The sequence below is a fragment of the Piscibacillus sp. B03 genome (assembly GCF_052246295.1).
Classification (GTDB): domain Bacteria; phylum Bacillota; class Bacilli; order Bacillales; family Alkalibacillaceae; genus Piscibacillus.
On record NZ_JBQQCO010000008.1, the window covers coordinates 38274 to 63894 of the forward strand.

The window sequence follows — 25621 nt, forward strand, 5'->3', positions numbered from 1 at the left end:
TGTTGGCTGCCTTGGCTCGTCTTTTGGCTTCTATGAATTGGCTTGCGGTTTTTTATAGATAATGAAAAATGTTCGCTTTCCTAGGGCGACCAGCAAGCCTCCTCAAGCTCGTTCCTCGCTTTTGCGGGGTCTTGCTTTGGCCGCTGGTCCCTCAGGAGTCTCACATTTTTCATTTTCCACTACTCAAAACCAAGCCTATAAATTAACCGATCTTTGCGATTTTGTCGATATTCTCAAGCATAATGCCTGTGCCTTTTGCGACGCAGTGCATGGGTTCTTCGGCGATGAAAACTGGTACTTTGAGTTCTTCTGCCATGAGTTGGTCTAGTCCGTCTAATAGGGCACCGCCACCTGTTAAGATGACACCGCGGTCGATGATGTCTGCTGATAATTCTGGTGGTGTGTTTTCAAGTACTTGCTTAGCCGCTTGAACAACTAGTGCTACTTGTTCGCGAAGTGCGCCTTCTATTTCTTCAGATCCGATTGTAATTGTGCGTGGTAGGCCTGATACTAGGTCACGTCCACGGATGTCGATCGTTTCGTTACGGTTACCTTTGAAAACAGTTGCTACGTTGACTTTGATGTCTTCTGCTGTACGGTCCCCGATTAGTAATTTGTATTTGCGTTTGATGTATTGTAAAATTTCTTGATCGAGCTTGTCACCCGCTAATTTAATAGACTCGGATGTTACGATATCACCCATAGATAGAACGGCGATGTCAGTAGTTCCGCCACCGATGTCGATGACCATGTTACCGCTTGGTTGGAAAATATCCATTCCAGCACCAACAGCGGCTACTTTTGGTTCTTCTTCTAAGTAAACTTTTTTTCCACCGCTTTTTTCTGCTGCTTCTTTGATGGCTTTTTGTTCAACTTTAGTTATGTTTGTCGGGCAACATACAAGGATGCGTGGCTTTGAGAACATGCCTTTGACATTAATTTTGCCGATGAAGTAACGTAGCATTGCTTCAGTCACATCAAAGTCTGCAATGACGCCGTCTTTTAGTGGGCGAATGGCTTCGATGTTTCCTGGTGTACGTCCGACCATGCGGCGTGCTGCCATCCCGACTTCTAATACTTTCCCTGTATTTTTATCCATTGCGACAACGGATGGTTCATTTAATACGATTCCTTTACCTTTTACGTGGATCAGCACATTAGCTGTTCCTAAATCGATTCCAATATCTCTAGCAAACATTAGTTAATGACTCCCCCTACACGTGCAAAAATAATAGTACTCTATTGACATATTTTATCACTTTTCAAGCACCGTGTCACATTGTTTTTTGATTGAATGCTTGGTTTTTTATTGGAACTTGTCTAATATTTGGACAAATTGTCAGTTGTAGTGACTTTCGGGTTCACTTACTCGCGTTTCAAAGACATTTTCGACCACTTCACGTGCACTAGCACCTTCACAAATTCATATCTTGTTTTTAAATACAAAACATAATAAACTAAAAATATAGAAAATTCAGACTTAAGGGGAGGTATTACAGTGGAGACAAAGATGATTGATTTGGATAAGCTGTTAACTCGGGCGCGTCGTAATACGTTGGGGGATTTGTTAACGAGGACGCGAGAGCGTTATCCGGACAAGTTTGCAATTGCTTATAAGGACGCGCGGTTGACGTATAGTGAACTGGATGATCTTGTGAACCAGACTGCGTATGCGTTTCGTACTGATGGTGTGAAAAAGGGTGACATGATTACGATCATGTCCAAGAACAGCCTTGATTTTGTAGTGGTTAACTTTGCCTTAGCTCGTCTTGGGGCTGTGATGATTCCAATCAACTATATGTTAACGGAGGATGATGTGGCTTACATTCTAAATCATGCTGGTGCGTCTGGTTTTGTTGCGCCTGAGGAGTTTGCACCTGTTTTAGAAAAAGCGAAGGGCGACCTCGATATTAAGTTCCGCTACTTAATGGAGTTTCCTCAGAGTCATCGTGTTTCTGAAGTTTTGCAAGACTGGAAGCCGATTTCTCATATTCAGGCTGGGCAGCCGACTGAACTTGTCGATGAGGATATTGAGGATGACGATTTGGCTCACGTCCTTTATACAAGTGGTACGGAGTCGCGGCCAAAGGGTGTGATGCTAAGCCATAAGAGTATTGTGAGTGAGTATGTTAGTTGTGTCGTGAATGGTGATATGTCGGAAAAAGATGTGTGCATCCACGCGCTGCCACTTTACCATAGTGCACAGCTTCACTGTTTCTTAGGGCCGAGTGTGTACCTCGGGTCAAGTGGAATTATTTTAGATGCGGCGACGCCTGAAATTATTTTAGAGACGATTGAACGTGAAAAAATTACTCAGCTTTTCTGTCCACCAACAGTCTGGATCGCGCTTTTACGTCATCCAGATTTTGATAAACGAAATCTTTCATCTTTAGAAAAATGCTACTACGGTGCTGCGATTATGCCTCGTGAGATTTTAAAAGAATTATCAGAACGACTTCCTCAGGCTCGCTTCTATAATTTTTATGGGCAAACAGAAGTCGCACCTCTAGCAACTGCATTGGGACCTGATGAACAGCTTTCAAAATTAGGTTCAGCTGGGAAGCCAACCTTGAACATGCAGACTCGTATTGTTGATGAAAATGATGTGGAAGTTCCACGCGGTGAAGTTGGTGAGATTGTTCATCGTACGCCTCATGCGATGAAGGGTTACTTAAACGACCCTGAGAAGACGGCTGAGGCTTTTAAAAACGGATGGTTCCATAGTGGTGACCTAGGCGTTATGGATGAAGACGGGTATATCACGATTGTGGATCGTAAAAAGGATATGATTAATACGGGTGGTGTTAACGTCTCTAGTCGTGAAGTTGAAGAGACGATTTATCAACTTGATGGCGTTTCTGAGGTGGCGGTGATTGGAATTCCTGATGAGTACTGGATAGAAGCTGTGACTGCTGTCATTGTCCCTATGCCTGAACAGAATTTGACGGAGGATCAAGTTACTCAATATTGCCAAGAACATTTATCGAAGTTTAAAGTACCTAAATACGTAGCCTTTACGGATGAACTGCCAAAAAACCCAAGTGGAAAAGTTCTGAAACGAGATTTACGAGAAGAGTTTAAAAAGCTAAGTGAAAAATAATTGTTAAAACATCCTCGCAAACAGCGCGAGGATGTTTTTTTCTTTATTGTTTTGTGCTAATGTTTTTATAGAGATAAAGTCGGTAATGCCGATTAGGAGGAAACAGAATGGATAAAAAGAGTGTTGGCCTTATTCTATTAATCATAGTCGTTGCGATCGCAACATTCTGGTTTAATCAGGATGATACGGATCAATCGAATCATTATTATGTGTATAATTTGGATGGAAAATCTACTAACTGGGAATTAAACCAATATCAAGTTGAGCTTGTCCCGACCAATCATACTGCTGGAGGTGGGTCGTTGCATCACATTGGGGATGATGGTCCAGTTGTGGACACGTTGAATTTTCGCACGGCGGCAATCATTGATGGAACGGAAGTCACATTACAAGCTGAATCAGTCCATGAGCCAATTGATGCTAGTGAAGTTAGAATTGGTTTTGCAGATAATAATTTGTTCAAACCTAATGGGGACCCAGTAATGTTCCATGATATCGAGGAAATTTTTGTTGAAGTTGAGTGGATGGATTCAAAAGGCAATTATCAAGAAGAGCGACTCGATTTATACAAGTATAGAGAATAAAAGAGTGCCCGTCACGGTTGTCATCTTGTTCAATATATGAAGTTGGTATGTTTATGTATTAGGTGACAGGCGTTGGTTTGTCTAAACCTTTGTTTGTTCTCGGTACTTTTTACGCGTCGCCTCCCCACCCCTTATATGTCGGATTGACTTATGATACTCTAACACTTCCTTGACCTCTTTTGCTAAGGCAGGATTAATTGTTGGGAGCCTTTCGGTCAAATCTTTGTGCACAGTGCTTTTAGATACGCCAAAATCTTTCGCAATGTGACGTACCGTTTTCTTTGTTTCTAAAAGGTGCTCCGCGATTCGGATCGTTCTGTCTTTGATGTAATCGTGCAAACTCCTCGCCTCCTGATGTACCTCTAAAGATGTGATGGTACAGTTTATTCAGGAAAACGATGAAATATGTTAGTCAGTTAAAGAGTTGTGAATAAGAAAAGCGCAAGCGCCCGTTTAAACACGCAGTGCGCCGACTAACTACGGCCGCGTCCTGCGCCTGCGATTACTCAGCGCAAACTTAAACAAAGAAGTAACACAAGTAGCATTTGTGGCCAACGTCGGCACTAGATATGACTAAATGCACATTAAGCAATGACTTCTGATAAATAATTTAAACTATGTAACTCTATAAACACAAAAAAACCTCGCCATTTTAGTGGCGAGGTTTTTTCCTACTTATTCAAAATTTGGATTAACAGGTTCGCCGTCTTCTAGGAGTCTGAAGTGAACTTTCGTTAATTCTTCATCTCCATAGACGTTCGTACCAGATACGCCAATCACATCACCTTGAGTGACTTCGTCTCCCTCTTCTACAGATGCTTCGGATAAGCTACCGTAGTATGTCGAGCGAGTATCGTCATGCTCAATCTCAACAACTTGACCTTCTAAATCATCTTCGTAAACCGCAGTAACCGTTCCACTAAGGGCAGCAATAACTTCGAATGGTTGTCCATCTTTAGAAGTTATATCGACACCTTTGCTTTGACGGTACGTGTTGTTGTAGAAAATTAATGCATCTTCTTGTTCCTCTTCTGAAGCTTCGGCGTCATAAAATTTTGTAATGATTTCAGCTTGATCCCCTAACAGTGTCGGCATCACTAAATCCTCTTGCTCAGCTACGACTGGTACTGTGTCCTCTTCACCGTTGTTGTCTGCAACTTGGCTTGGGTTTTCCTCATTTTGATTTCCATCTTCCGTTACATCAGAAGCTTGGAATTGGTAAACCATAACCCCTGCTAAAATTACAGCAACTAGAGTGATGTAAAGTGCTGGGTAGAACCAGCGTTGGCGCGTCAAACGTTTCCATTTGGATTGGCGCATTAATTGCCTTTCTTTTTCATTCATTTTCATCACCTCAGCAACATTCTGAACGAAAAGAAAGGAATATATACATCGAAGTCGAAAATTTTTTAAAAAAAGCTGATGTTTATTGAATTTTAGGGTAAACTAATGAAATTTTTCACTTTTTGCTGTGGAAAAATGCGTCCTCTCAGTTATGCACATGTTAATAAGTAGAGTTATTCACAATATTTGCGAGACTTATTCACTAATCCACTGATAGATTTGTTTTGGTTAGTTCAGGGAGAGCTTTATCCACAGTTTGAGCTTCTCTACCAACATTTAAAGATGTGCATTGTCAATCGATATTAGAGATCTCCCAATCGATATTTCGAGCTCTTCAAACGACATTCTGCGCTTCCCTATCGACATTCGGCGCTCTCCAATCGACAATCGAGCGTTCCCAATCCATATTTCGAGCTCTCCAATTGACATTCCGCACTTCCCAATCGACAATCGAGCATTCCCAATCCATATTTCGAGCTCTCCAATTGACATTCAGACCTTCCCAATCGACATTCGCGTGCTCTCCAATTGACATTCTGCACTCCCCAATCAACAATCGAGCGTTCCCAATCCATATTTCGAGCTCTCCAATTGACATTCAGACCTTCCCAATCGACATTCGGCGCTCTCCAATTGACATTCTGCACTCCCCAATCAACAATCGAGCATTCCCAATCCATATTTCGAGCTCTCCAATTGACATTCAGACCTTCCCAATCGACATTCGACTCTTCCCAATTGACAAACGCACGTTCTCTATCGACACTCACGTCTTCCCAATCGACAAACGTACGCTCTCTATCGACACTCACGTCTTCCCAATCAGCAAAAGTGCGTTCCCTTCCGACATTCTGCACTTCCAAATAAATAAATTAAAAGCCGCCTTCGACTAAAGGCGGCTTTCCTTATTGATTCATTGCACTGAGAGTTCCGACGATTTCTTGGATTGGGGAGATTTCGACTCCTTGATAGTAGTGTTTGACGATCTCTTGATAGGTTTTTCCTTCTTCAGCCATGCCGTTTGCACCGTACTGGCTCATTCCGACTCCGTGTCCGTATCCTTTCGTGGTGAAAATAATATGGTCACCTTTTGCTTCAATGGTAAAGTCATTCGATCTTAACCCCAAAGTCTCACGTACATCTCTGCCTGAAAATGTTTTTCCGTTTATCGTGATTTCTTTAATTCGCTCACTGTCTGTTCTCACTGTGTTTGAAACGTTAATTACATCAGAGTCTAATTCAAGTTTTTGTACGACTTCGTTTCTCGGTAATACTTGTTGTTCTAAATATTCAGGGGACTTTTTATCCCACGGACTGTCGACCATCTTTAAATATGGTACTTCATTTTGCCAGTAGTCTTCAGCATTTTCTGTATAGCCATTGCTTGTTGAGAAAAATTGTGCGGCGATTGGGTTACCACCGTAAGTAATGATTTGCCCCTTAGTTTCATCAACTGCTTGGATGATTTTGTTAATCTTCCACGAATAATCGACACCCCATGCGTTTCTGAGTTCATCCATATTTTTATAAACCTGGTGTTGAACCGTGTCCGTCACATGATAGTTTTCTCCTGCGCCACCTTGATTAAGAATCTGGGCAATGTATGTTCTTGCGGCAAGGGCTTGAGCTTTAATGGCTTCCATTTCAAAGCTTGCTGGAACTTCTGATGCGACCACTGATACGACATATTCTTCTAAAGGAACTTCCTCAATTGTCTCTGTAGCACTTCTCATGACTTGAACTGTCGGTTGTTCTTCAACATCAATATCGACCTCGACGGTATCATGTAGATCAACTGGTACGGATGCTTCACTTGAGAATGGTATAACGATTAATGCTGGAAGAATGGCGATAACTGAAACTAGAATAGCAGCTAACACGACGAATTCACGTTTTATGTTCATAGCGACAACTCCTCCTCTGTTTAAACCTGTATCTATCAATATAATTATTCCCAAAATTAATTTAATAGAACCATAAAGTAGTTTTTATTTATAGAAAGCTATCAATCGTAATGCCCTTCTACATGGAGGGTTGTCTACTATTTCTCTTAATTAGGCAAAAATAAAAAGGCGGCCTCGGCCGCCTTTTACCTTATTAACTAGATTGTGCCATTGAGTCGTTTACAACTTGGTCGACTTTTTCAGTTTCCTCGACAACGCGCTCAATCTCTGCACCTAAGTTTCTTAGTTTTTCTTCAAAGTTTACATATCCACGATCTAAGTGCTTAAGCTCTGTGACAACAGTACGTCCTTCTGAAACTAGACCAGCAATGATTAACGCTGCTGCTGCGCGTAAGTCTGTTGCTGCTACTTCTGCACCTTGCAACTCTGAAGGTCCTTCGATGATTGCACTGCGCCCTTCGATTTTAGCTACAGCATTCATACGTCTGAACTCTTCAACATGCATAAAACGATTTTCAAATACAGTCTCCGTAATTACACTTGTGCCTCTAGCTTTCATAGCCAATGCCATAAACTGAGATTGCAAGTCTGTTGGAAAACCAGGGTATGGTAGAGTCTTAATGTCGACGCCTTTTAATTCACCATTACCTACAACGCGCACACTATTCTCATATTCTTCAATCGTCACACCCATTTCTCTCATTTTCGCAATAAGAGAGCGTAGGTGATCTGGAATAGCACCTTCAACGACAACATCTCCACCTGTAATTGCTGCTGCAACCATAAATGTTCCAGCTTCAATACGGTCTGGGATAATGTTATGCTCTGCACCCTGTAAAGTCGGTACACCTTCGATACGGATCGTTTCCGTACCTGCACCTACAATCTTTCCACCCATTTGGTTAATATAATTAGCTAAATCTACTATTTCTGGCTCTCTAGCACAGTTCTCGATAACAGTCGTACCTTCTGCTAGAGCTGCAGCCATCATTAAGTTTTCAGTTGCACCTACACTAGGAAAATCTAAATAAATGCGTGCTCCTACTAGTTTCTCAGGAACGAATGCTTCAACGTAGCCGTTTCCGACATGAATTTTTGCTCCCATAGCTTCAAAGCCTTTTAGGTGTTGATCAATTGGACGTGAGCCAATTGCACATCCACCAGGCATTGCAACTTTTGCATGACCAAAGCGTGCCAATAATGGTCCTAAAACAAGAACTGAAGCTCTCATTTTACGGACATACTCAAAAGGAGTTTCCGTTTTTAATTGATTGGAAGCGTCTACTACTAATTGATTTTCAGATTGTAAAACATTTATATTCATATAACGTAAAACTTCACTGATTGTATCAACATCGGCTAAGTCAGGAACTTGCTTTAATGTACTTTTTCCTTCACTAGCCATAATGCTTGCAGCAATTACTGGTAAAACGGCGTTCTTTGCTCCCTCTACTTTCACCGTACCACGTAATTGGTTTCCACCAGATACTATGATTTTTTCCAAGGTTTTTCCCTCCGTGTCGATATTCCGTATGTTATTTAATATTCAATAACTAGGATAGGTGTTCCAATTGTTATGGTTTTTGTACCATTCTCTTGTTCCCTAATCGCGAATTGAATATTGATATGTTCATTGTCTAATGGTATATATTGTTCAAATTGTTCTGTCGTTCCACTTACAACTTTAAATTTTTCTTCATCCATTACATTAGTCTTTTGTATGTTGTAAAAGTTAATGATTTTATCAATCATAAAATTACTATTAATTTTAACATCTGTTCGTGATTGAAAACAAGAGTATATTTGTCCGTTTTTAAAAAAATGTCGAAATTCTGGGTTTAACATACGATTTTGTAACAAACCCTTCACTTTCTCACTCCATACGGCGCCTTTAAATTCATATACAACTTTTACCCTGTTTTCTGACAGGTAAACCACATTAAATGATTCGTTGATGTTTTTATTTTTTTGGGCTTGTTGTTGATTTTTTATAAACAATTTGGCTTCACTTTCATTGCTTACCTTGTGCATCGTAACACTTACACTTGAAATATCCAAGCCCTCTTCCACGAAAAACTCTTCCAGTTTCTCGATCGTTGAAACATCTGCTAATAAAGAATTACTAGATTGATAGAACAAAGAAACTGTTAACAAAAATAAAACTACTACGGAAAACCATCGCATGGCTCCATCCCCCTTGGAAAAATCATTTAGTACAAGGATGGGCAAAGCAATGCGAAGTTATACGTCCATTTTAAAGTAAATGTTGTAATTGTCTGGACCACTTGATGAAATCAATAAAGAAATTACTTACGGTCGCTCCAATTGTAATGGACAGCATAATAAATAGTATTCGGCTTTCTATGACTCTATTCTTTTTAAAAATTTGTTCAAGCTGTACTGCTTCAAGTACCTTCCATGCAAGTGTAATAAAAATAATGTGCATGAACATAAATACGATTGAATCAATCGCAAGATCTGTAAACATGTTTACACCTCGATTTTACTTATTTCAACATTTCCCGGGGAATACCGACACTAAACCTAAAATTTCATAAATAATTTAATCTCATCGTTAAATAAGTACAATATTTGAATGTATGTGCTTATTTTAAACCTAATGATTTCCTATTGTACCGCTTTCGGTGGACGCTTTCCGCGGGCACGGCTTCAGCTAACTTTGAAAAGAAATTACATTTCTTCTCAAGGAGGATCTTCAGCTCGTGCTGTTCCCGCAGGAGTCGCCACCTTCGCTCACTTTTAATAACAAACATTTATTACAATTTTATTTTAGTATATCATTTGGAAAGCAAATATTATCCCTTTATAGGCTAATACAAACAAAAGACCCGACTAGGTTGTCGAGTCTTTTAATGTTTGCTTATTTGATTTCCGAAATGTTCATACGGTTGACAGCGCGTTGTAAAGCTAATTCCGCACGTTTGTGATCAATGTCTTCATTTTTTGCTTGGTTGAGACGTTGTTCTGCGCGTTCTTTAGCTTGTTTCGCACGATCAACGTCGATTTCGGAAGGTTGTTCTGCTGCTTGTGCTAGGATTGTCACTTGCTCTGGTCTTACTTCAACGAATCCGCCGCTAACAGCAAGATAGTCTGTTTGACCTTCTTTTTTCAAGCGTACTGCACTAATAGTTAATGGAGCAACTAATGGAATGTGACCTGGTAAAATACCAAGTTCTCCACTCTCTGCTCTAACACTTACCATTTCATATGAGCCTTCAAGTGCAGGGCCGTCAGGAGTGACAACACTCACATTTAGTGTTTTCAAACTTACCCCTCCTTGGGCACGCAACAAACGGTGAAGGACTCACCGCCTATTGTCCCCTTATTACTGTTCCATTTGTTGTGCTTTTTCAACAACTTCTTCGATACGTCCAACTAGACGGAACGCGTCCTCAGGTAAGTCATCATATTTACCAGATAGGATTTCTTTGAACCCTTTGATTGTTTCTTCAACTGGTACGTATGAACCTGGTTGTCCTGTGAACTGCTCCGCAACGTGGAAGTTCTGTGATAGGAAGAATTGTACACGACGAGCACGAGCAACTGTAAGCTTGTCTTCGTCTGATAATTCATCCATACCTAGGATTGCGATAATATCTTGTAGCTCTTTATAACGTTGTAGCGTACGCTGAACTTCACGCGCAACTTCATAGTGTTCTTCGCCTACAATGTTAGGGTCTAGAGCACGAGAAGTTGATGATAGTGGGTCCACCGCTGGGTAGATCCCTTGCTCAGATAAGCTACGCTCTAAGTTTGTTGTTGCATCTAAGTGTGCGAACGTTGTTGCCGGTGACGGGTCTGTGTAGTCATCGGCTGGTACGTATACGGCTTGGATTGATGTGATTGAACCTTTATCCGTTGACGTAATACGTTCCTGTAACTGACCCATTTCCGTTGCAAGTGTTGGCTGGTAACCAACGGCTGATGGCATACGACCTAATAGTGCCGATACCTCAGTACCTGCTTGTGTAAAACGGAAAATGTTGTCGATGAATAATAGTACGTCCTGACCTTCTTCATCACGGAAGTACTCTGCCATTGTTAGACCAGTTAACGCTACACGCATACGAGAACCTGGTGGCTCGTTCATCTGACCGAATACCATGGCAGTTTGGTTAATAACTCCAGAGTCGCTCATCTCGTGGTAAAGGTCGTTACCTTCACGAGTGCGCTCACCTACACCAGCGAAAACTGAGATCCCGCTATGCTCTTGAGCGATGTTGTTAATAAGCTCCTGGATCAGTACGGTTTTACCTACACCCGCACCACCGAATAGACCGATTTTACCACCTTTTACATATGGAGCAAGTAAGTCTACTACTTTAATACCTGTTTCTAAGATTTCTGTTTCAGTCGCTAAGTTTTCGAACTTAGGTGATTCACGGTGAATTGGGTCACGGCGAACGTCAGCCGGAATTTCTTCCCCTAAATCAATGTGGTCTCCTAATACGTTAAACACACGACCTAGTGTTGCTTCACCAACTGGTACAGAGATTGGGTTGTTTTTGTTAACTACTTCAGCACCACGAATAAGTCCGTCTGTAGAACCCATTGCAACTGTACGTACTGTATCATCACCTAGGTGAAGAGCAACTTCAAGTGTTAGTTCATCGCGGTTTTCATCACCAGCGATTACTAGGGCGTTATATATTTCAGGTAAGTCGCCACTGTCAAACTTTACGTCAACAACTGGACCCATTACCTGTGTTACGCGTCCTTTACTCATCTTTTTCCCTCCTCACGAATTCATTCAATCCGTTATTCTAGCGCTGCTGCACCTGCACTAATTTCGGAAATTTCTTGTGTGATTGCTGCCTGACGTGCACGGTTGTAAGAAAGTGTTAGATCATCAATGAGCTCACCTGCGTTATCTGTTGCACTACGCATAGCTGTCATACGAGATGCGTGCTCACTTGCTTTTCCGTCTAATAATGCACCGTAAACAATACTTTCCGCATATTGTGGCAATAGTGTTTTTAGAATTTCATCTTCTTCAGGTTCATACTCATATGAAGTTAGTTGCTTGCCTTCTGTGTCAATGTCCGTTAATGGCAATACTTTCTTCTGAGTAACCTCTTGTGAAATCGCACTGATGAAATGGTTGTAGAAAATGTGCAATTCATCAATTTCACCGTCTGCAAAAAGTTTTACTGCATAGCTTGCGATTTCTTTAATTTCAGCGAAATCTGGCTGGTCTGGTAAGCCAGTAACATCTTTCACGATTGGCATACCATTCTTCTTACAAAACTCACGGCCGATTTTACCGATTGGTAGAATTGTGTACTCATCTTTAGATGAATGTTCTTTTTGCACCGTTTGGTAAAGGGCACGTAAAACGTTACTGTTGTAAGGACCTGCTAAACCACGGTCAGATGTAATCACGATATAACCTGTTTTCTTAACAGGACGTGATTGCAACATCGGGTGGTCAGCACCAGTGTTTCCGCCAGCAATACTAGCAACAACTTCTTGAATTTTCTCCATATATGGAACGAACTTTTTAGCGTTTTGTTCTGCTTTGTTTAGCTTTGAAGCAGATACCATTTCCATTGCGCTCGTAATCTTCTGTGTACTTTTCGTCGAATTAATACGATTTTTAATGTCACGAAGCGATGCCACTACGTCTCACCACCTTTTTTCGAGACTTCATCATCATTACTCACTTACAGCAAATGAATTTTTAAAGTCTTCAATTGCTTTATTGAAATCTTCTTTTTCTGGTAAGTTTCCAGTTTCGCGAATATGCGCTAATAATTCAGGCGCATGCTGATCTAAATAAGTGAATAGTTCAGCTTCGAAACGTAGAATATCTTCGATTGGTAAATCATCTAGGTAACCATTTACTAATGAATAGATGATTGCAACCTGATATTCAACTGGTTGAGGTTTGTTAAGACCTTGTTTTAGTACTTCTACAGTACGCTGACCACGGTTAAGTTTCGCTTGAGTTGCTTTATCAAGGTCTGAACCGAACTGTGCGAATGATTCTAGCTCACGGAATGATGCTAGGTCTAGACGTAGCGTACCTGCTACTTTCTTCATCGCTTTGATCTGTGCGGAACCACCAACACGTGATACCGATAGACCTGGGTTGATCGCTGGACGTACACCTGAGTGGAATAAGTCAGATTGTAAGAAAATCTGTCCGTCCGTAATTGAGATTACGTTTGTCGGGATATACGCACCGATGTCACCCGCTTGTGTTTCTACGAATGGTAGGGCTGTTAATGAACCGCCACCTAATTCATCATTTAGTTTCGCCGCACGCTCAAGTAAACGAGAGTGTAGGTAGAATACATCCCCTGGGAATGCTTCACGACCTGGTGGGCGACGTAATAATAGTGAAAGTTCACGGTAAGCTGCTGCCTGTTTAGAAAGGTCATCGTAAGCAACTAGTACGTGTTCACCGTTGTACATGAACTCCTCACCCATTGTTACACCAGCATATGGAGCTAGGAATAATAATGGAGCTGGGTCAGAAGCACCTGCATTGATGATGATTGAGTACTCTAACGCACCGTTTTTACGTAGTGTTTCAACGAATCCACGAACTGTTGATTCTTTTTGACCGATTGCTACGTAAATACAAATAACGCCAGTTTCTTTTTGGTTAATGATTGTATCCATCGCGATCGATGTTTTACCAGTCTGACGGTCACCGATGATTAACTCACGCTGACCACGACCAATTGGTACCATCGAGTCGATTACTTTAATACCTGTTTGTAGTGGCTCGTGTACTGATTTACGTGCCATTACACCTGGTGCTGGTGATTCGATTGGACGAGTTTTGCCCGTTTCGATTGGTCCTAAACCGTCAATTGGTTGACCTAATGGATTTACAACACGTCCTAATAGTTCTTTACCAACTGGAACCTGCATGATGCGTCCAGTACGACGAACTTCATCGCCTTCACGAATTTCTGTAAATGGTCCTAGGATGACGATACCAACGTTGTTTTCCTCTAGGTTTTGCGCCATACCCATTACACCGTTTGAAAACTCAACAAGCTCCCCAGCCATAACGTTGTCAAGGCCGTGAGCACGTGCGATACCGTCACCAATCTCGATAACTGTACCGACTTCGTTTGCTTCAACTTCAGAATCATAGTTTTCGATCTGCTGTTTAATTAGCGCACTAATTTCTTCTGCTTTGATGCTCATCCATTTCACCCCTATCTTTACTTGTTTGCAGTAACTAACTTCTGTTCTAAACGTTTTAGTTGTGTCTTAACAGTTCCGTCGTAGATCTCGTTTCCAACGCGGATTCTTAATCCTCCAAGAATAGAAGGGTCTACGATATTGTTAATACGAAGGGTGTTAATCGTCATTTTCTTCGCAAACGCATCTTGGATTTGTTTCTTTTCTTCATCTGTTAATTCACGAACAGAGTAAACATCAGCTTCTGCAATTCCTCTTGCTTCGTTCTTCATCTTTAAAAACTCATCGACGACATCTTCAATGATGTCAATGCGACGTTTGTCGATCATAAGTTGTAATGTATTTAATGTTTCTTTCGTTACGTCTTTGAAAACGTTACGGATCAATTCTTTTTTCTGCTCACTTGATAAACGAGGATTTTCTAAGAATTGTTGTAATGATTGGTCGTTCTTAAAAATATCTTTTACAACTAAAAGTTCTTCTTCAAGTTGATCAAGATTAGATTTTCCTTTACCAATTTCAAACAAGGCTACGGCATAACGCTTTGCTACTACTGATTGACTCATTTCGATTCGCCTACTTCTTTTAAGTATTGTTGAATGAGTTCGTCTTGTTCACTTGCAGAAAGCTCTTTTTCAATAACTTTACTAGCAATTTGAACAGAAAGCGTAGCCACTTGTTCTTGTAATGCCTGAACTGCTTTGTCGCGTTCTTGGGCAATTTCTTCGCGAGCACTTTCTTTAATGCGCTCTGCTTCTTTTCTAGCATCTTCTAACATAGAAGACTCTTGTGCTTTCGCCGTTTGTTTGGCATCTTCAACGATTTGTTGAGCGTTTTGACGTGCTTCTTTAAGTTCTGCATTTGCTTCGTTCATGAAGCGTTCAGCTTCTTGACGGTTTTGCTCTGCAGTATCTATTTCATTCGCAATGTGATTTTCACGCTCTTTCATCACTTTCATTAATGGTCCCCAAGCGAACTTAGCTAAAAGAGCCAATAGAATGATGAAGATTACTAATTGAGCGAGCATATCACCAACGTTAAATCCTGCTGCACCTAAAACCAAGTTGGTACCTAACACAGCCTTCACTCCTTTCGGCTAACTCCTCACATTTTCTCAGTATGCCTTTGCAATTAATAGAAGCCCAATCTCGTTGGAGTTTCCATCTCTTTTAAACTAATTATCTTTAATTAAGCATACACATAAAGGAATGGCGAAGTTGGTTTAATGTAACTTCGCCATTTACATTTAATTGTTCGTCGTTAAAAACTACATAGCCATAAATGCAATTACGACTGCGATGATTGGAAGCGCCTCAACTAACGCAACCCCGATAAACATTGTCGTTTGTAATGTACCGCGTAGTTCAGGTTGACGAGCGATCCCGCTTACTGTACTTTTTACGATTAAACCGTTACCAATACTTGCACCTAGTGCACCTAATCCTACTGCGATTGCAGCTGCTAACATATTCATTATGAATTCCTCCTCAAGATATATTTATAAAATAGATTTAATTGCAACTTCGCCATTTTGACGAGTTATTTTATTCAAATACTTAGACTTTGCTAAGTACTTTTAACAAAATTAGTGATCATTGCTCACTTTGTGAGACATGTAAACCATGGTTAGCATCGTAAAGATGAATGCCTGAATAGCACCGATGAAGATACTAAATCCTTGCCAAGCTACCATCGGGATAAAGCCACCAACTAACCCTGCGACAGTACCTGATGCTACCAATCCTGCTAGTAAAGTTAAAAGAATTTCACCAGCATAAATGTTACCGTAAAGACGTAGACCTAACGTCAACGTGTTAGCAAATTCCTCAATGATTTTTAACGGGAATAAGAACGGTAATGGTTTGAAGAAATCAGATGCATATTCCTTCGTACCTTTCATCTTCACACCGTAATAGTGTGTTAAGACGACTACCATCGTCGCCAACGTTAATGTAATACCAGGGTCTGATGTTGGTGATTTCCACCATAAATAATGATCAAATGTCACCATTGTGATAACCCCAAGTAAGTTGGAAACGAAGATGTACAATAATAGTGTTAGCCCTAACCCCATAAAGCGACGTCCTGTTTCGTAATCCATTGTGTTTCCAATGATGTCTTTTACGAATTCGACGATCCACTCCATGAAGTTTTGGAACCCTGTTGGTTTACGTTGTAAATTTTTACTTGCCGCTACAGCGAGTATGAATACAATCACTGATGCAACCAACATCATGAGCACGTTCGACAAGTTGAAATCAAGCCATGAGATCCCAAACACGTCATGTGCCATTGGATTTTTGTGATCCACTTCATTCACCTCTCTTCCTCGTGGTTAGTTCGGTTTGAGTAAAAAAATAATCTATGATAATGACCAAATAAGGTGTCATTAAACCAATCATCACAGCAATCATGTTAAATATTTCAGGATATTGTAAAGCAACAACCGCCGCTAAAGCAGCAGTGGCGAATCGTGTTAACATCCCTAAAGTAAGTTTTTTCTCATCTTGTTCAACAACAACTTGTCCAATTCGATTAATTTTGACTTGTAAAAGCCATAAATTAAACGTACTGATCCCAGTACCTAAAATCAGACCGGCAAATATGGTTTGATAGTCTGTAAATCCCCATCCGATAACAAAAATTGCTAAAATGTAAAACATCCATTTGAGTTGGCGACTGACCATGTATGTATAATCTTTCATCCTAATCGTCTCCTAAAAACTTTTTGACCAACAGAATCATTCCATACACGCCTGTTGCCAAACCCAGAAGTAAACCTATGATCAAGAATATTGGGGACGTGTCGAAGTAACCATCAAGCCACCTACCTATTAATATCCCGACAATTGTCGAACCGGATAAGTAACTCAAAATACTCGCTGTGATTGCCATTCCTTGAAGTGGGTGTTTATTCAGGTTAACCACTCCAATCGTGAGTTCAGTGGAAATGCTTCATCTACTTATGTAGATGCCTTGTAGATGTGGAAAAAATATCAAAGTTTAAAAACTCTCAAAACATTTGCCCACACTAAAATAGATTACAATACGAGTATTTTAAAGTCAATTGTAAATACATAGAATTTGAAACAACTTTGTGACAAAAATCACATTTATTTTGAAAACGCTTTTATGACGCTAAAATTCAGGCAAGTAAATTTCCTTTTCTTCAAATAAAATTTCGCCTTCTTGTTCAATTTTGAACACGACTTTATACTCGCCTTTGGGTAGATCGTTGATTTCAAATTCTTTTTCAAAAACGCCTTTTGCCATATTTTCTTGTGTGAATAGTTCTTGTGCATGCAAATGTTTGGGGTCTATGAGTGTGACAGATAGTGCGTCAAGTTTTTCGTTCACATAAAATCTTAATGTCAAATGTTCCATTTGAAAAGGTGCCATGTCTAATTCCATGCCGGTAATTCTTGGATAATCCGATGTTTCGTTTATAAAAAGGTATGGTAAATGCTTTTCTTGTTGATTTAATCCCACTTCAATATAGCCTTCCTGGGTTCCTCGTTCAGCCCGTTTGGAATTGATTGAGGCCCCAATTGTGAACTTACGTCGTTCAAGGGGTCCGATAGTTGAGTTAAGTGGTAAATCCCAAACGATTCCATTCTCTCTTCTTGGGATGTTCCAAGTGACTGTTAGTGGCTCATTGTCATGATTCGTAATGGTAATTGTTTGTTCAACCTCTTTTAACCCATCTTCTACTTTGCCAAAATTTAACCGATTGCGATCGATGGTGAAATTTTGCATAAGTGCTTTGTTCATGTCGATAAAACCAGTTCCTTGTTCAGAAGGAGATAATTCTTCGTCTCCTATCGTAAATAGCTCTGTTGATGTTAGAAGGCGTGCTTTTAATTGGTCTGGTGTATCGTGCGGATAAGCCTGTTTTAACAACGCCGTCACCCCGGCTACATATGGAGATGCCATACTTGTCCCTTGTAAAGAAGCGTATCCATCAGGAACCGTGCTTACAATTTCGACACCTGGGGCAATTAAGTCAGGCTTAATCGTCCATGACGATGCAACTGGCCCCCGTGAACTGAAAGGCGCAAGAGCGTTTTTAATCGTCTGATATTTTGTTTTAAGCCAGTCATCACCTTGTATCAGTTGGTCCGCTTCTTCCTCTGTTACATAGGCCGTTGGAAATGGTGCTTCAATCCACTCCCATTCGTTTGGGTCATCTTCAGGATGACTGTAAATAATCGCAGCTGTGACACCTTTTTCGTTAAGTTGTTGGATTAATTCGTAATAGGGCGTCTCACCTTTTCTAATTAAAACGACCCTGTCGTGAATCGTTTCCTCTAGTTCCTCAATAGAGTTAGGGGAAACTAAAGGTTGGTCACGACTAAGATCCCATTTTTCGGATAATGGTAACTGACGTACTGGAATTAGTTGTTCTTCCTTGGTGAAAACTTGTGCGACTTTTTGACTAGTGATGGCCGCTCCTACTGAAATAGCTTTTTCCGATGTTGCGGGTGAGCCGACTGTCCAATCTTCTGGGCCACTATTGCCGTTTGCGACGACAAGAATTTTTCCTAAATCAACAGCTTTGTTTACCGCTCGCGTCATCGGATCATCTGGACTATTCGTTTCACTTCCAAGAGACATATTAATAATGTCCATGTCGTCTTTGACGGCTTGCTCGAGGGCAGCGATTACCTGCGCAGTAGTCCCAGACCCCCCAGGTCCAAGCGCACGATAGGCATAAAGATCTGCTTCTGGCGCCACACCTTGCATCGTGCCATTTCCAGCGATGATTCCAGATACGTGCGTCCCGTGTAACGTCGGCATCCCCTCTTCTTGTGTCGTTTCCATCGGATCATCATCGAAATCAACAAGGTCAAAGCCACCATGGTAACTTTTTTCAAGGTCCGGGTGTTGATGGTCAATCCCCGTATCAATTACCCCCACCTTCACTCCTTTACCTGTAAACGGTAGGTGATTTGGGTGATAGCGCGCACGTTCAGGATGAAGATCATCTTCTTGTTTTTGCTCAGCTTGCGGAACTGAATACACTTGAACAGGTGTCATTTTTTTCACAAAAGATTCTTCGTGTAGGCTCTTGATGTGACGCTGCTTTCCGGTTACTGCGAGTGCCTGCATTAGCGTATCGTACACATACTCCACCTTAACAAGCGGATGATAAGTTTCGATGTATTCTTTTGTTTCGTGTGGATCCTCTTCGACCTCCATAATCCATGTCATTTCTTCAGCTTGTGTATAAACGGGTGTTAGCGTGATCAATATCAGAGCTAGAATTAGTCGCATAAGTCGCACCTCTTCTGGAGTTTTATTTTTATTGTGTGGAAAAAATGGGAAGTCATGCTTGGGATTTTAAGAAAAAATGTATAATGTGACAATATATATTTATTTCTGCTTCGTCAAAATGCTTCGCTTTCCAACATAAAAAAACCAGGGCGAGCCCTGGTTTTGTCCTATAGGAATTCATCTGGTTTTTCTGGTGCTTGTTTAAAATAATAGCGAATGGCATCTGCAATTCGACGTGAGGCTTGTCCGTCACCGTATGGATTAGATGCACGGGACATCTCCTTATGCTCGTCTGGATTCGATAGTAGTAAATCTGCCATCGAGAAGATGTTCTCTTCATCTGTGCCAGCGAGTTTTAACGTGCCTGCCTCTATTCCTTCTGGGCGCTCTGTTGTGTCGCGCAATACTAATACAGGAACCCCTAATGAAGGAGCCTCCTCTTGTACCCCGCCTGAATCCGTCAAAATTAAATGGGCATTGGACGCAAAGTTATGGAAATCGATGACCTCAAGTGGGTCAATCAATTGAATGCGATCGTGATCGCCTAACCATTTTTTCGCCGTCTCTTGAACGACTGGATTCAAGTGAACTGGATAAACGACTTCTACATCTTCGTGAGCATCAGCAATACGACGAATGGCTCTAAACATTTGGTCCATATTTTCACCAAGATTTTCTCTGCGGTGCGCCGTCACCAATACTAGGCGTTTTCCTTCTGCTTTTTGTAAAACTTCATGCTTATAATCGTCGGAAACGGTCGTTTGTAATGCATCAATCGCCGTGTTCCCTGTAATAAAGATGTCTTCTTCGGTTTTATTTTCCTGAAGAAGGTTATTTTTTGACTGAGTCGTTGGTGCAAAGTGCAAGTCAGCAATAACACCTGTCGCCTGACGGTTAATTTCTTCAGGGAATGGTGAATATTTATTCCACGTACGAAGTCCCGCCTCAACGTGTCCGACTGGAATTTCATTATAAAAGGCAGCTAAACTCGCTGCGAATGTTGTAGTTGTATCACCGTGTACGAGTACGATGTCAGGCTTCGCTTCCTTCATAACCTCGTCTAAACCTTCTAGAGCTCTAGTTGTAATCTGTGCTAATGACTGTTTCTTTTTCATAATATTCAAGTCAAAATCTGGCTTAATATCAAAAATCGACAGTACTTGATCGAGCATTTCACGGTGTTGTGCTGTAACTGTTACAATCGGTTCAAATTCGTCTGACCTTTTTTGTAATTCTAGTACAAGCGGTGCCATTTTGATGGCTTCAGGTCTAGTACCAAAAATCGTCATGACCTTTAATTTACTCATCGTTTCACCCCAATTATTTCGTTCCAAATAGTCGATCTCCTGCATCGCCTAATCCAGGAATGATGTAGCCTTTTTCGTTTAGCTTTTCATCAAGTCCTGCGACATAGATGTTGATATCTGGGTGTGCTTCTTTAACTGCTTCTACGCCTTCTGGTGCTGCGATTAAGCACATAAGACTGATTTGTTTTGCACCGCGTTTCTTAAGAGACTGAATCGCTTCAATAGCAGACCCACCAGTTGCTAGCATTGGGTCCGTCACGATTAACTCACGCTCCTCAATATCCGATGGTAACTTGATATAATATTCAACTGGTTTTAGTGTTTCAGGATCACGGTATAATCCAACGTGGCCAATTTTTGCTGCTGGAATAAGTTTCACGATGCCATCAACCATTCCAAGTCCTGCACGTAAAATAGGAATGACACCTAGCTTCTTACCAGCTAAAACTTTTGATTTTGCCGTTGCAACCGGAGTCTCCACCTCTACTTCTTCTAACGGAAGTTCACGTGTAATCTCATACATCATAAGCGTTGCGACTTCATCTGTTAGTTCACGAAACGCTTTCGTACCTGTGTTTTTATCACGAATAATCGTTAATTTGTGTTGAATTAAAGGATGATCAAAAACATATACTTTTCCCACGAGCCAATCTCTCCTTTTACGAAAATATCTATTGAATTGTAGCGAAATATGTGTGAAGTTGCAATAGATATAGGGATTTTGTTATTGAATTAACATATCTTAAATTGCCCTTATTCCACTATTGCATGAAAAAAGTAGCGGAAAACCCGCTACTTTTATTTATACATTGGGAAACGATCCGTCAGCTTCTTCACGCGAGCTTTTGCTTCTTCAAGCTTAGATTCATCTTCATGATGCTTAAGCGTAAAGGCGATAATTGAAGCTACTTCGTCCATTTCCTCGAGGCCAAAGCCACGGCTTGTGACAGCTGCTGTTCCGATTCGGATACCGCTTGTGACAAACGGGCTTTCTGGGTCGAAAGGAATTGTATTTTTGTTAGTTGTTACACCAACATCGTCTAGAGCTTTTTCAGCCACTTTACCTGTTAAATCAAGTGGACGAACGTCTAGTAATAATAAGTGATTGTCCGTGCCGCCTGATACTAGACGAACACCTTCTTTTGTTAAGGCTTCCCCTAAGCGTTTTGCATTATCTATAATTTTTTGAGAGTAATCTTTAAATTCAGGTTGAAGTGCCTCTTGAAATGCAACACCTTTTGCCGCAATGACGTGCATTAATGGGCCACCTTGCATACCAGGGAACACATTTTTGTCTACTTTTTTCGCAAACTCTTCTTTACATAAAATCATTCCGCCACGAGGGCCGCGTAATGTTTTATGAGTCGTTGTTGTGACAAAATGAGCGTGTGGTACTGGGCTTGGATGATGTCCTGTTGCAACAAGGCCAGCAATGTGTGCCATATCTACTAATAAATAAGCGTCTACTGCATCAGCAATCTCACGGAACTTTGCAAAATCAAGTGAACGTGGATAAGCTGAAGCACCTGCAACGATTAATTTCGGCTTCACTTCTTTAGCTTTTTCTAAAACTTTGTCGTAATCAAGTTGCTCAGTATCTTCCTCAACACCATAATCAACCACATTGTAAAGCTTACCACTGAAGTTTACAGGGCTACCGTGAGTTAAGTGACCACCATGGTTTAGGTTCATGCCTAAGATTGTGTCACCTGGTTCTAACACTGAAAAATAAACCGCCATGTTCGCTTGTGCACCAGAGTGCGGCTGAACGTTTGCGTGATCAGCACCGAATAGTTTCTTCGCACGGTCGCGAGCTAAGTTTTCAGCAATATCAACATATTCACAACCACCGTAGTAACGGCGACCTGGGTAACCTTCTGCATACTTGTTTGTTAAAACGGATCCTGCAGCCTGCATGACCGCTTCAGAGACAAAGTTTTCTGATGCTATTAATTCGATTTTGTCGTTTTGACGACCTTTTTCTAGATTAATAGCTTCCAGCATCTCCTGGTCTACTTCGTGTAATTGGTTCGATAAATGAGTCATAGAGAAAGCCTCCTTATGTATGTAAATTTAATGATTCATAAGTTTAGCGTAACTGCACGGGTTTCAACAGTTACTTTTGATACATCGCGCGTTCGCCACCGATTAGCTTGGGCCTCGTGTAGGCAAACGTCGCATGAGCCTGTCCAACAGACTTTTGCGTGAGTCTAAATGGAACCACAACATGCTTTAAGTGCATGCCAATAAGCGTGTCACCTAAATCCATACCATAATCGGCTTGAATGTGTTCGACTAACACAGGGTCTTGGAGCTGTTTGTACGCATGGGATGCCATTGAACCGCCTGCTTTTGGGTGCGGTACAGCATTGACCTCATCAAGCCCAAGTCGTTCCATCACATGACGTTCGATCAAAACAGCTCGGTTTAAATGTTCGCAACACTGAAAAGCGAGCTCAACACCTGTTTGATGCTGAAATGCTTTTAGTTCGTCAAAAATGACTTCCGCAATGTCTGTACTTCCGAAGGTTCCAATGCGCTCACCGGCGATCTCACTCGTCGAACAGCCTAGAATGAAAACCCCTTTTGAACGTAAGAAGTTTTGATCCTTCCACTCGTTCATTATAACATGAATTTCATCCCTTATCTTCTCTATTTTCAAAACATTCCCTCCTTTTGATGTCTTGAAAAAATACCTGTCCCACTACGGAACAGGTATCACATTATTGCTCTTCGTAAGCCATCATTTTTTCAACACGGTTTGCGTGACGGCCACCTTCAAATTCAGATTCTAAAAATGCCTTAACGATTTCACGCGCTAATCCAGGACCGATAACGCGCTCACCTAATGCAATCACATTCGCATTGTTGTGTTGGCGTGTCATTTTTGCACTGAACACATCGTGAACTAATGCGCAGCGTACGCCTTTTACTTTGTTCGCAGACATAGACATACCAATGCCTGTCCCGCAAACTAAGATCCCAAAGTCATACTCGCCTTGAGCAACTTTTTCCGCAGCTGGAATGCCATAATCTGGATAGTCAACAGAGCAATCCCCTGCACAACCTAAGTCATCATACGCAATGTTCATGTCGTCTAATAAGGATGCGATTTCGTTACGAATGTTCACACCACCGTGGTCTGATGTTAATACGATTTTCATGATTCTTCCCCCTTATCTTGAATGCGATCAATATATTTTTCAATTTCTTCAAGTGTTTGCTTATACGTTTCATTTGAAAGGCCGATTGGGTCGGCAATGTCTGGATTCAAATCCTCATCTTCTCGTCGTGTGAATTCTTTTAACGTGAAAACTTTCTTGCGATATTTAGGATAATCCATTTCGATATTGAGTTTGTGGGTCGCCGTCATGGTTAAGATGACATCTGCCCAATCTAATAAATCGTCAGTTAACGGTTGGGAACGGTGGCTGCACTCGATTCCTTTTTCACTTAAGGCTTCGACTGCTTTAGGATTGGCTTCTTGGCCAAGCCCTGCAAAAATTCCTGCCGATTGCACCTCAAGGTTCGGACGTTTATGTTTTAAAATCGCTTCAGCCATTGGCGAGCGACAAGTATTTCCTGTACATACGAACAACACGCGTTTCAACTAAGAAACCTCCTTCAAAACTCTTCAATTGAACTATATCATAAGATGGGGGTCAAGTGATAGATTTTTGCAATGAGGCTTTTGCGACAGGTCGCAAAAGCCTTTCAATCTAAAAAGGAAGGTTCTATATCGACAGTTGAGCGGGGCCAATTGACAAATGAGGCTTCCTTATCGATAGTTGAGCCATCCCAATCGATAAACGTGGCTCCCTTATCGGCAATTGAGCTGCCCCAATCGATAAACAGGGCTTCCTTATCGACAATTGAGCAGCCCCAATCGACAAACGTGGCTTCCTTATCGACAATTGAGCTGTCCCAATCGACAAACGTGGCTTCCTTATCGACAATTGAGCTGTCCCAATCGATAAACATGGCTCCCTTATCGGCAATTGAGCAGCCCCAATCGACAATCGTGGCTTCCTTATCGACAGTTGAGCTGTCCCAATCGACAAACGTGGCTTCCTTATCGACAATTGAGCATCCCCAATCGATAAACAGGGCTTCCTTATCGACAGTTGAGCTGTCCCAATCGATAAACATGGCTTCCTTATCGACAATCGAGCTGTCCCAATCGATAAACATGGCTCCCTTATCGGCAATTGAGCAGCCCCAATCGACAAACGTGGCTTCCTTATCGACAATCGAGCGGCTTCTTTCTACATAAAGGTAAAAAACCTCCTGCGCTCGCTGCGCAAGAGGTTTACAATGCCATTTGGATTCCTAAAAATATGAGGACGATGCCGCCAAGGGCTTCAGAGTATTTTCCGAGAAGAGTTTTGCCTCGTCTTGCAAAAATGATGCCAAGGGTTGCCATGAACATGCTCATGAGTCCAAATAAAATAATGATGGCCACCTGGTTCAGACCGAACATCCCAAGGCTTAAGCCGACCGAAAAGCTATCGAGACTGACAGTAAAAGCTAAAATAGTAAAGCCTGTTAAGTGCATACTTCTGGTCATTTCTTTTTCTAACATCGTGGCGATCACCATTTGTGCGCCAATTATAATCAAAATCCATCCACCGATACTTTGAGCGATCAACCCGAGTTTATGCGACAGCAAATGACCGAGTGTCACGCCGGCAAGTGGCATGAGGACGTGAAACAAGCCGACAAGCATAATAAAGGTTGCGATGATTCGGAGTCTCACTCTCATAAGTCCTACTGATAAACTTACGGAAAAAGCGTCCATTCCGATTGCGACTGACAATAAAACGATGGGAATTAAGCTCTCATAAAAATACGTCACAAGCGTACCTCCTAGCCTTGGACATGCTAGTTAACTTTATGCAAGTCCAACTGCAATTAGAAGTACACGAG

The 25621-nt window shown here is 41.4% G+C and carries 29 protein-coding genes; 2 read left to right on the top strand and 27 right to left on the bottom strand.

Features of this window, described 5'->3' with window-relative positions:
* Positions 1–202: 202 nt before the first annotated feature.
* Positions 203–1198: a rod shape-determining protein gene (locus ACTWQB_RS07080; protein WP_443138491.1), complete on the bottom strand. Its 996-nt coding sequence runs from the start codon at positions 1196–1198 to the stop codon at positions 203–205.
* A 312-nt stretch (positions 1199–1510) separates the two neighbouring features.
* On the opposite strand from ACTWQB_RS07080, the gene ACTWQB_RS07085 reads away from it, so the two are divergent.
* Both ACTWQB_RS07085 and ACTWQB_RS07090 read left to right on the top strand, forming a co-directional pair.
* Positions 1511–3100 carry an acyl-CoA synthetase gene (locus ACTWQB_RS07085; protein ID WP_443138574.1) on the top strand — a complete coding sequence of 530 codons (1590 nt, stop codon included), beginning with the start codon at positions 1511–1513 and terminating at the stop codon, positions 3098–3100.
* Between the two features lie 107 nt (positions 3101–3207).
* The gene (locus ACTWQB_RS07090) at positions 3208–3684 is read left to right on the top strand and encodes a hypothetical protein (protein WP_443138492.1); all 477 of its coding nucleotides are present in this window, start codon (positions 3208–3210) and stop codon (positions 3682–3684) included.
* A gap of 81 nt (positions 3685–3765) precedes the next feature.
* Here the strand turns inward: ACTWQB_RS07090 and spoIIID are convergent, their stop codons facing one another.
* The 26 genes from spoIIID to ACTWQB_RS07220 form a co-directional block, all read right to left on the bottom strand.
* The gene (gene spoIIID, locus ACTWQB_RS07095; protein ID WP_443138493.1) at positions 3766–4023 is read right to left on the bottom strand and encodes a sporulation transcriptional regulator SpoIIID; all 258 of its coding nucleotides are present in this window, start codon (positions 4021–4023) and stop codon (positions 3766–3768) included.
* 336 nt (positions 4024–4359) lie between these two features.
* Positions 4360–5028: a peptidoglycan DD-metalloendopeptidase family protein gene (locus tag ACTWQB_RS07100; protein ID WP_443138494.1), complete on the bottom strand. Its 669-nt coding sequence runs from the start codon at positions 5026–5028 to the stop codon at positions 4360–4362.
* Positions 5029–5384: 356 nt separating this feature from the next.
* Entirely contained in the window at positions 5385–5885 is a 501-nt protein-coding gene (locus ACTWQB_RS07105) for a hypothetical protein (RefSeq protein WP_443138495.1), read from the bottom strand.
* Positions 5886–5933: 48 nt separating this feature from the next.
* The gene (spoIID, locus tag ACTWQB_RS07110; protein WP_443138496.1) at positions 5934–6932 is read right to left on the bottom strand and encodes a stage II sporulation protein D; all 999 of its coding nucleotides are present in this window, start codon (positions 6930–6932) and stop codon (positions 5934–5936) included.
* Positions 6933–7125: 193 nt separating this feature from the next.
* A complete protein-coding gene (gene murA, locus ACTWQB_RS07115; RefSeq protein ID WP_443138497.1) occupies positions 7126–8436 on the bottom strand; it encodes a UDP-N-acetylglucosamine 1-carboxyvinyltransferase in 1311 nt (436 codons plus the stop codon).
* A 35-nt stretch (positions 8437–8471) separates the two neighbouring features.
* Positions 8472–9116: a YwmB family TATA-box binding protein gene (locus ACTWQB_RS07120; RefSeq protein ID WP_443138498.1), complete on the bottom strand. Its 645-nt coding sequence runs from the start codon at positions 9114–9116 to the stop codon at positions 8472–8474.
* Positions 9117–9186: 70 nt separating this feature from the next.
* Positions 9187–9420 carry a DUF1146 family protein gene (locus ACTWQB_RS07125; RefSeq protein ID WP_443138499.1) on the bottom strand — a complete coding sequence of 78 codons (234 nt, stop codon included), beginning with the start codon at positions 9418–9420 and terminating at the stop codon, positions 9187–9189.
* A gap of 393 nt (positions 9421–9813) precedes the next feature.
* Positions 9814–10218, bottom strand: coding sequence for a F0F1 ATP synthase subunit epsilon (locus tag ACTWQB_RS07130; RefSeq protein ID WP_443138500.1), 405 nt, complete (start codon positions 10216–10218; stop codon positions 9814–9816).
* A gap of 60 nt (positions 10219–10278) precedes the next feature.
* Positions 10279–11679, bottom strand: coding sequence for a F0F1 ATP synthase subunit beta (atpD, locus tag ACTWQB_RS07135; protein WP_443138501.1), 1401 nt, complete (start codon positions 11677–11679; stop codon positions 10279–10281).
* A gap of 32 nt (positions 11680–11711) precedes the next feature.
* Positions 11712–12572: an ATP synthase F1 subunit gamma gene (gene atpG, locus ACTWQB_RS07140; RefSeq protein WP_443138502.1), complete on the bottom strand. Its 861-nt coding sequence runs from the start codon at positions 12570–12572 to the stop codon at positions 11712–11714.
* Between the two features lie 36 nt (positions 12573–12608).
* On the bottom strand, positions 12609–14117 hold the full coding sequence (atpA, locus tag ACTWQB_RS07145) for a F0F1 ATP synthase subunit alpha (protein WP_443138503.1): 1509 nt from the start codon (positions 14115–14117) through the stop codon (positions 12609–12611).
* Positions 14118–14134: 17 nt separating this feature from the next.
* Complete coding sequence (locus tag ACTWQB_RS07150; RefSeq protein WP_443138504.1) at positions 14135–14680, bottom strand: F0F1 ATP synthase subunit delta; 546 nt, start codon at positions 14678–14680, stop codon at positions 14135–14137.
* Positions 14677–15192, bottom strand: coding sequence for a F0F1 ATP synthase subunit B (gene atpF, locus ACTWQB_RS07155; RefSeq protein WP_443138505.1), 516 nt, complete (start codon positions 15190–15192; stop codon positions 14677–14679). Before atpF ends, ACTWQB_RS07150 begins: the two co-directional genes overlap by 4 nt.
* A 189-nt stretch (positions 15193–15381) precedes the next feature.
* The gene (atpE, locus tag ACTWQB_RS07160; protein WP_443138506.1) at positions 15382–15588 is read right to left on the bottom strand and encodes a F0F1 ATP synthase subunit C; all 207 of its coding nucleotides are present in this window, start codon (positions 15586–15588) and stop codon (positions 15382–15384) included.
* 111 nt (positions 15589–15699) lie between these two features.
* Positions 15700–16425 (bottom strand): F0F1 ATP synthase subunit A, encoded by a 726-nt coding sequence (gene atpB, locus ACTWQB_RS07165; RefSeq protein WP_443138507.1) that lies wholly within the window; start codon positions 16423–16425, stop codon positions 15700–15702.
* A gap of 1 nt (position 16426) precedes the next feature.
* Positions 16427–16819, bottom strand: coding sequence for an ATP synthase subunit I (locus tag ACTWQB_RS07170; RefSeq protein ID WP_443138508.1), 393 nt, complete (start codon positions 16817–16819; stop codon positions 16427–16429).
* A 1-nt stretch (position 16820) separates the two neighbouring features.
* Positions 16821–17009 carry an AtpZ/AtpI family protein gene (locus tag ACTWQB_RS07175; protein WP_443138509.1) on the bottom strand — a complete coding sequence of 63 codons (189 nt, stop codon included), beginning with the start codon at positions 17007–17009 and terminating at the stop codon, positions 16821–16823.
* A gap of 243 nt (positions 17010–17252) precedes the next feature.
* Positions 17253–19388, bottom strand: coding sequence for a S8 family peptidase (locus ACTWQB_RS07180; RefSeq protein WP_443138510.1), 2136 nt, complete (start codon positions 19386–19388; stop codon positions 17253–17255).
* 167 nt (positions 19389–19555) lie between these two features.
* Positions 19556–20695 (bottom strand): non-hydrolyzing UDP-N-acetylglucosamine 2-epimerase, encoded by a 1140-nt coding sequence (wecB, locus tag ACTWQB_RS07185; protein WP_443138575.1) that lies wholly within the window; start codon positions 20693–20695, stop codon positions 19556–19558.
* A gap of 13 nt (positions 20696–20708) precedes the next feature.
* Complete coding sequence (upp, locus tag ACTWQB_RS07190; RefSeq protein WP_443138511.1) at positions 20709–21338, bottom strand: uracil phosphoribosyltransferase; 630 nt, start codon at positions 21336–21338, stop codon at positions 20709–20711.
* 155 nt (positions 21339–21493) lie between these two features.
* Positions 21494–22741: a serine hydroxymethyltransferase gene (gene glyA / locus ACTWQB_RS07195; protein ID WP_443138512.1), complete on the bottom strand. Its 1248-nt coding sequence runs from the start codon at positions 22739–22741 to the stop codon at positions 21494–21496.
* Between the two features lie 70 nt (positions 22742–22811).
* Positions 22812–23357 carry a TIGR01440 family protein gene (locus ACTWQB_RS07200; protein WP_443138513.1) on the bottom strand — a complete coding sequence of 182 codons (546 nt, stop codon included), beginning with the start codon at positions 23355–23357 and terminating at the stop codon, positions 22812–22814.
* Between the two features lie 61 nt (positions 23358–23418).
* Positions 23419–23859: a ribose 5-phosphate isomerase B gene (gene rpiB / locus ACTWQB_RS07205; protein WP_443138514.1), complete on the bottom strand. Its 441-nt coding sequence runs from the start codon at positions 23857–23859 to the stop codon at positions 23419–23421.
* The gene (locus ACTWQB_RS07210) at positions 23856–24305 is read right to left on the bottom strand and encodes a low molecular weight protein arginine phosphatase (protein WP_443138515.1); all 450 of its coding nucleotides are present in this window, start codon (positions 24303–24305) and stop codon (positions 23856–23858) included. Before ACTWQB_RS07210 ends, rpiB begins: the two co-directional genes overlap by 4 nt.
* A gap of 104 nt (positions 24306–24409) precedes the next feature.
* On the bottom strand, positions 24410–24886 hold the full coding sequence (locus ACTWQB_RS07215; RefSeq protein ID WP_443138516.1) for a hypothetical protein: 477 nt from the start codon (positions 24884–24886) through the stop codon (positions 24410–24412).
* Between the two features lie 118 nt (positions 24887–25004).
* Positions 25005–25550: a manganese efflux pump MntP gene (locus ACTWQB_RS07220; RefSeq protein ID WP_443138517.1), complete on the bottom strand. Its 546-nt coding sequence runs from the start codon at positions 25548–25550 to the stop codon at positions 25005–25007.
* Positions 25551–25621 lie beyond the last annotated feature (71 nt).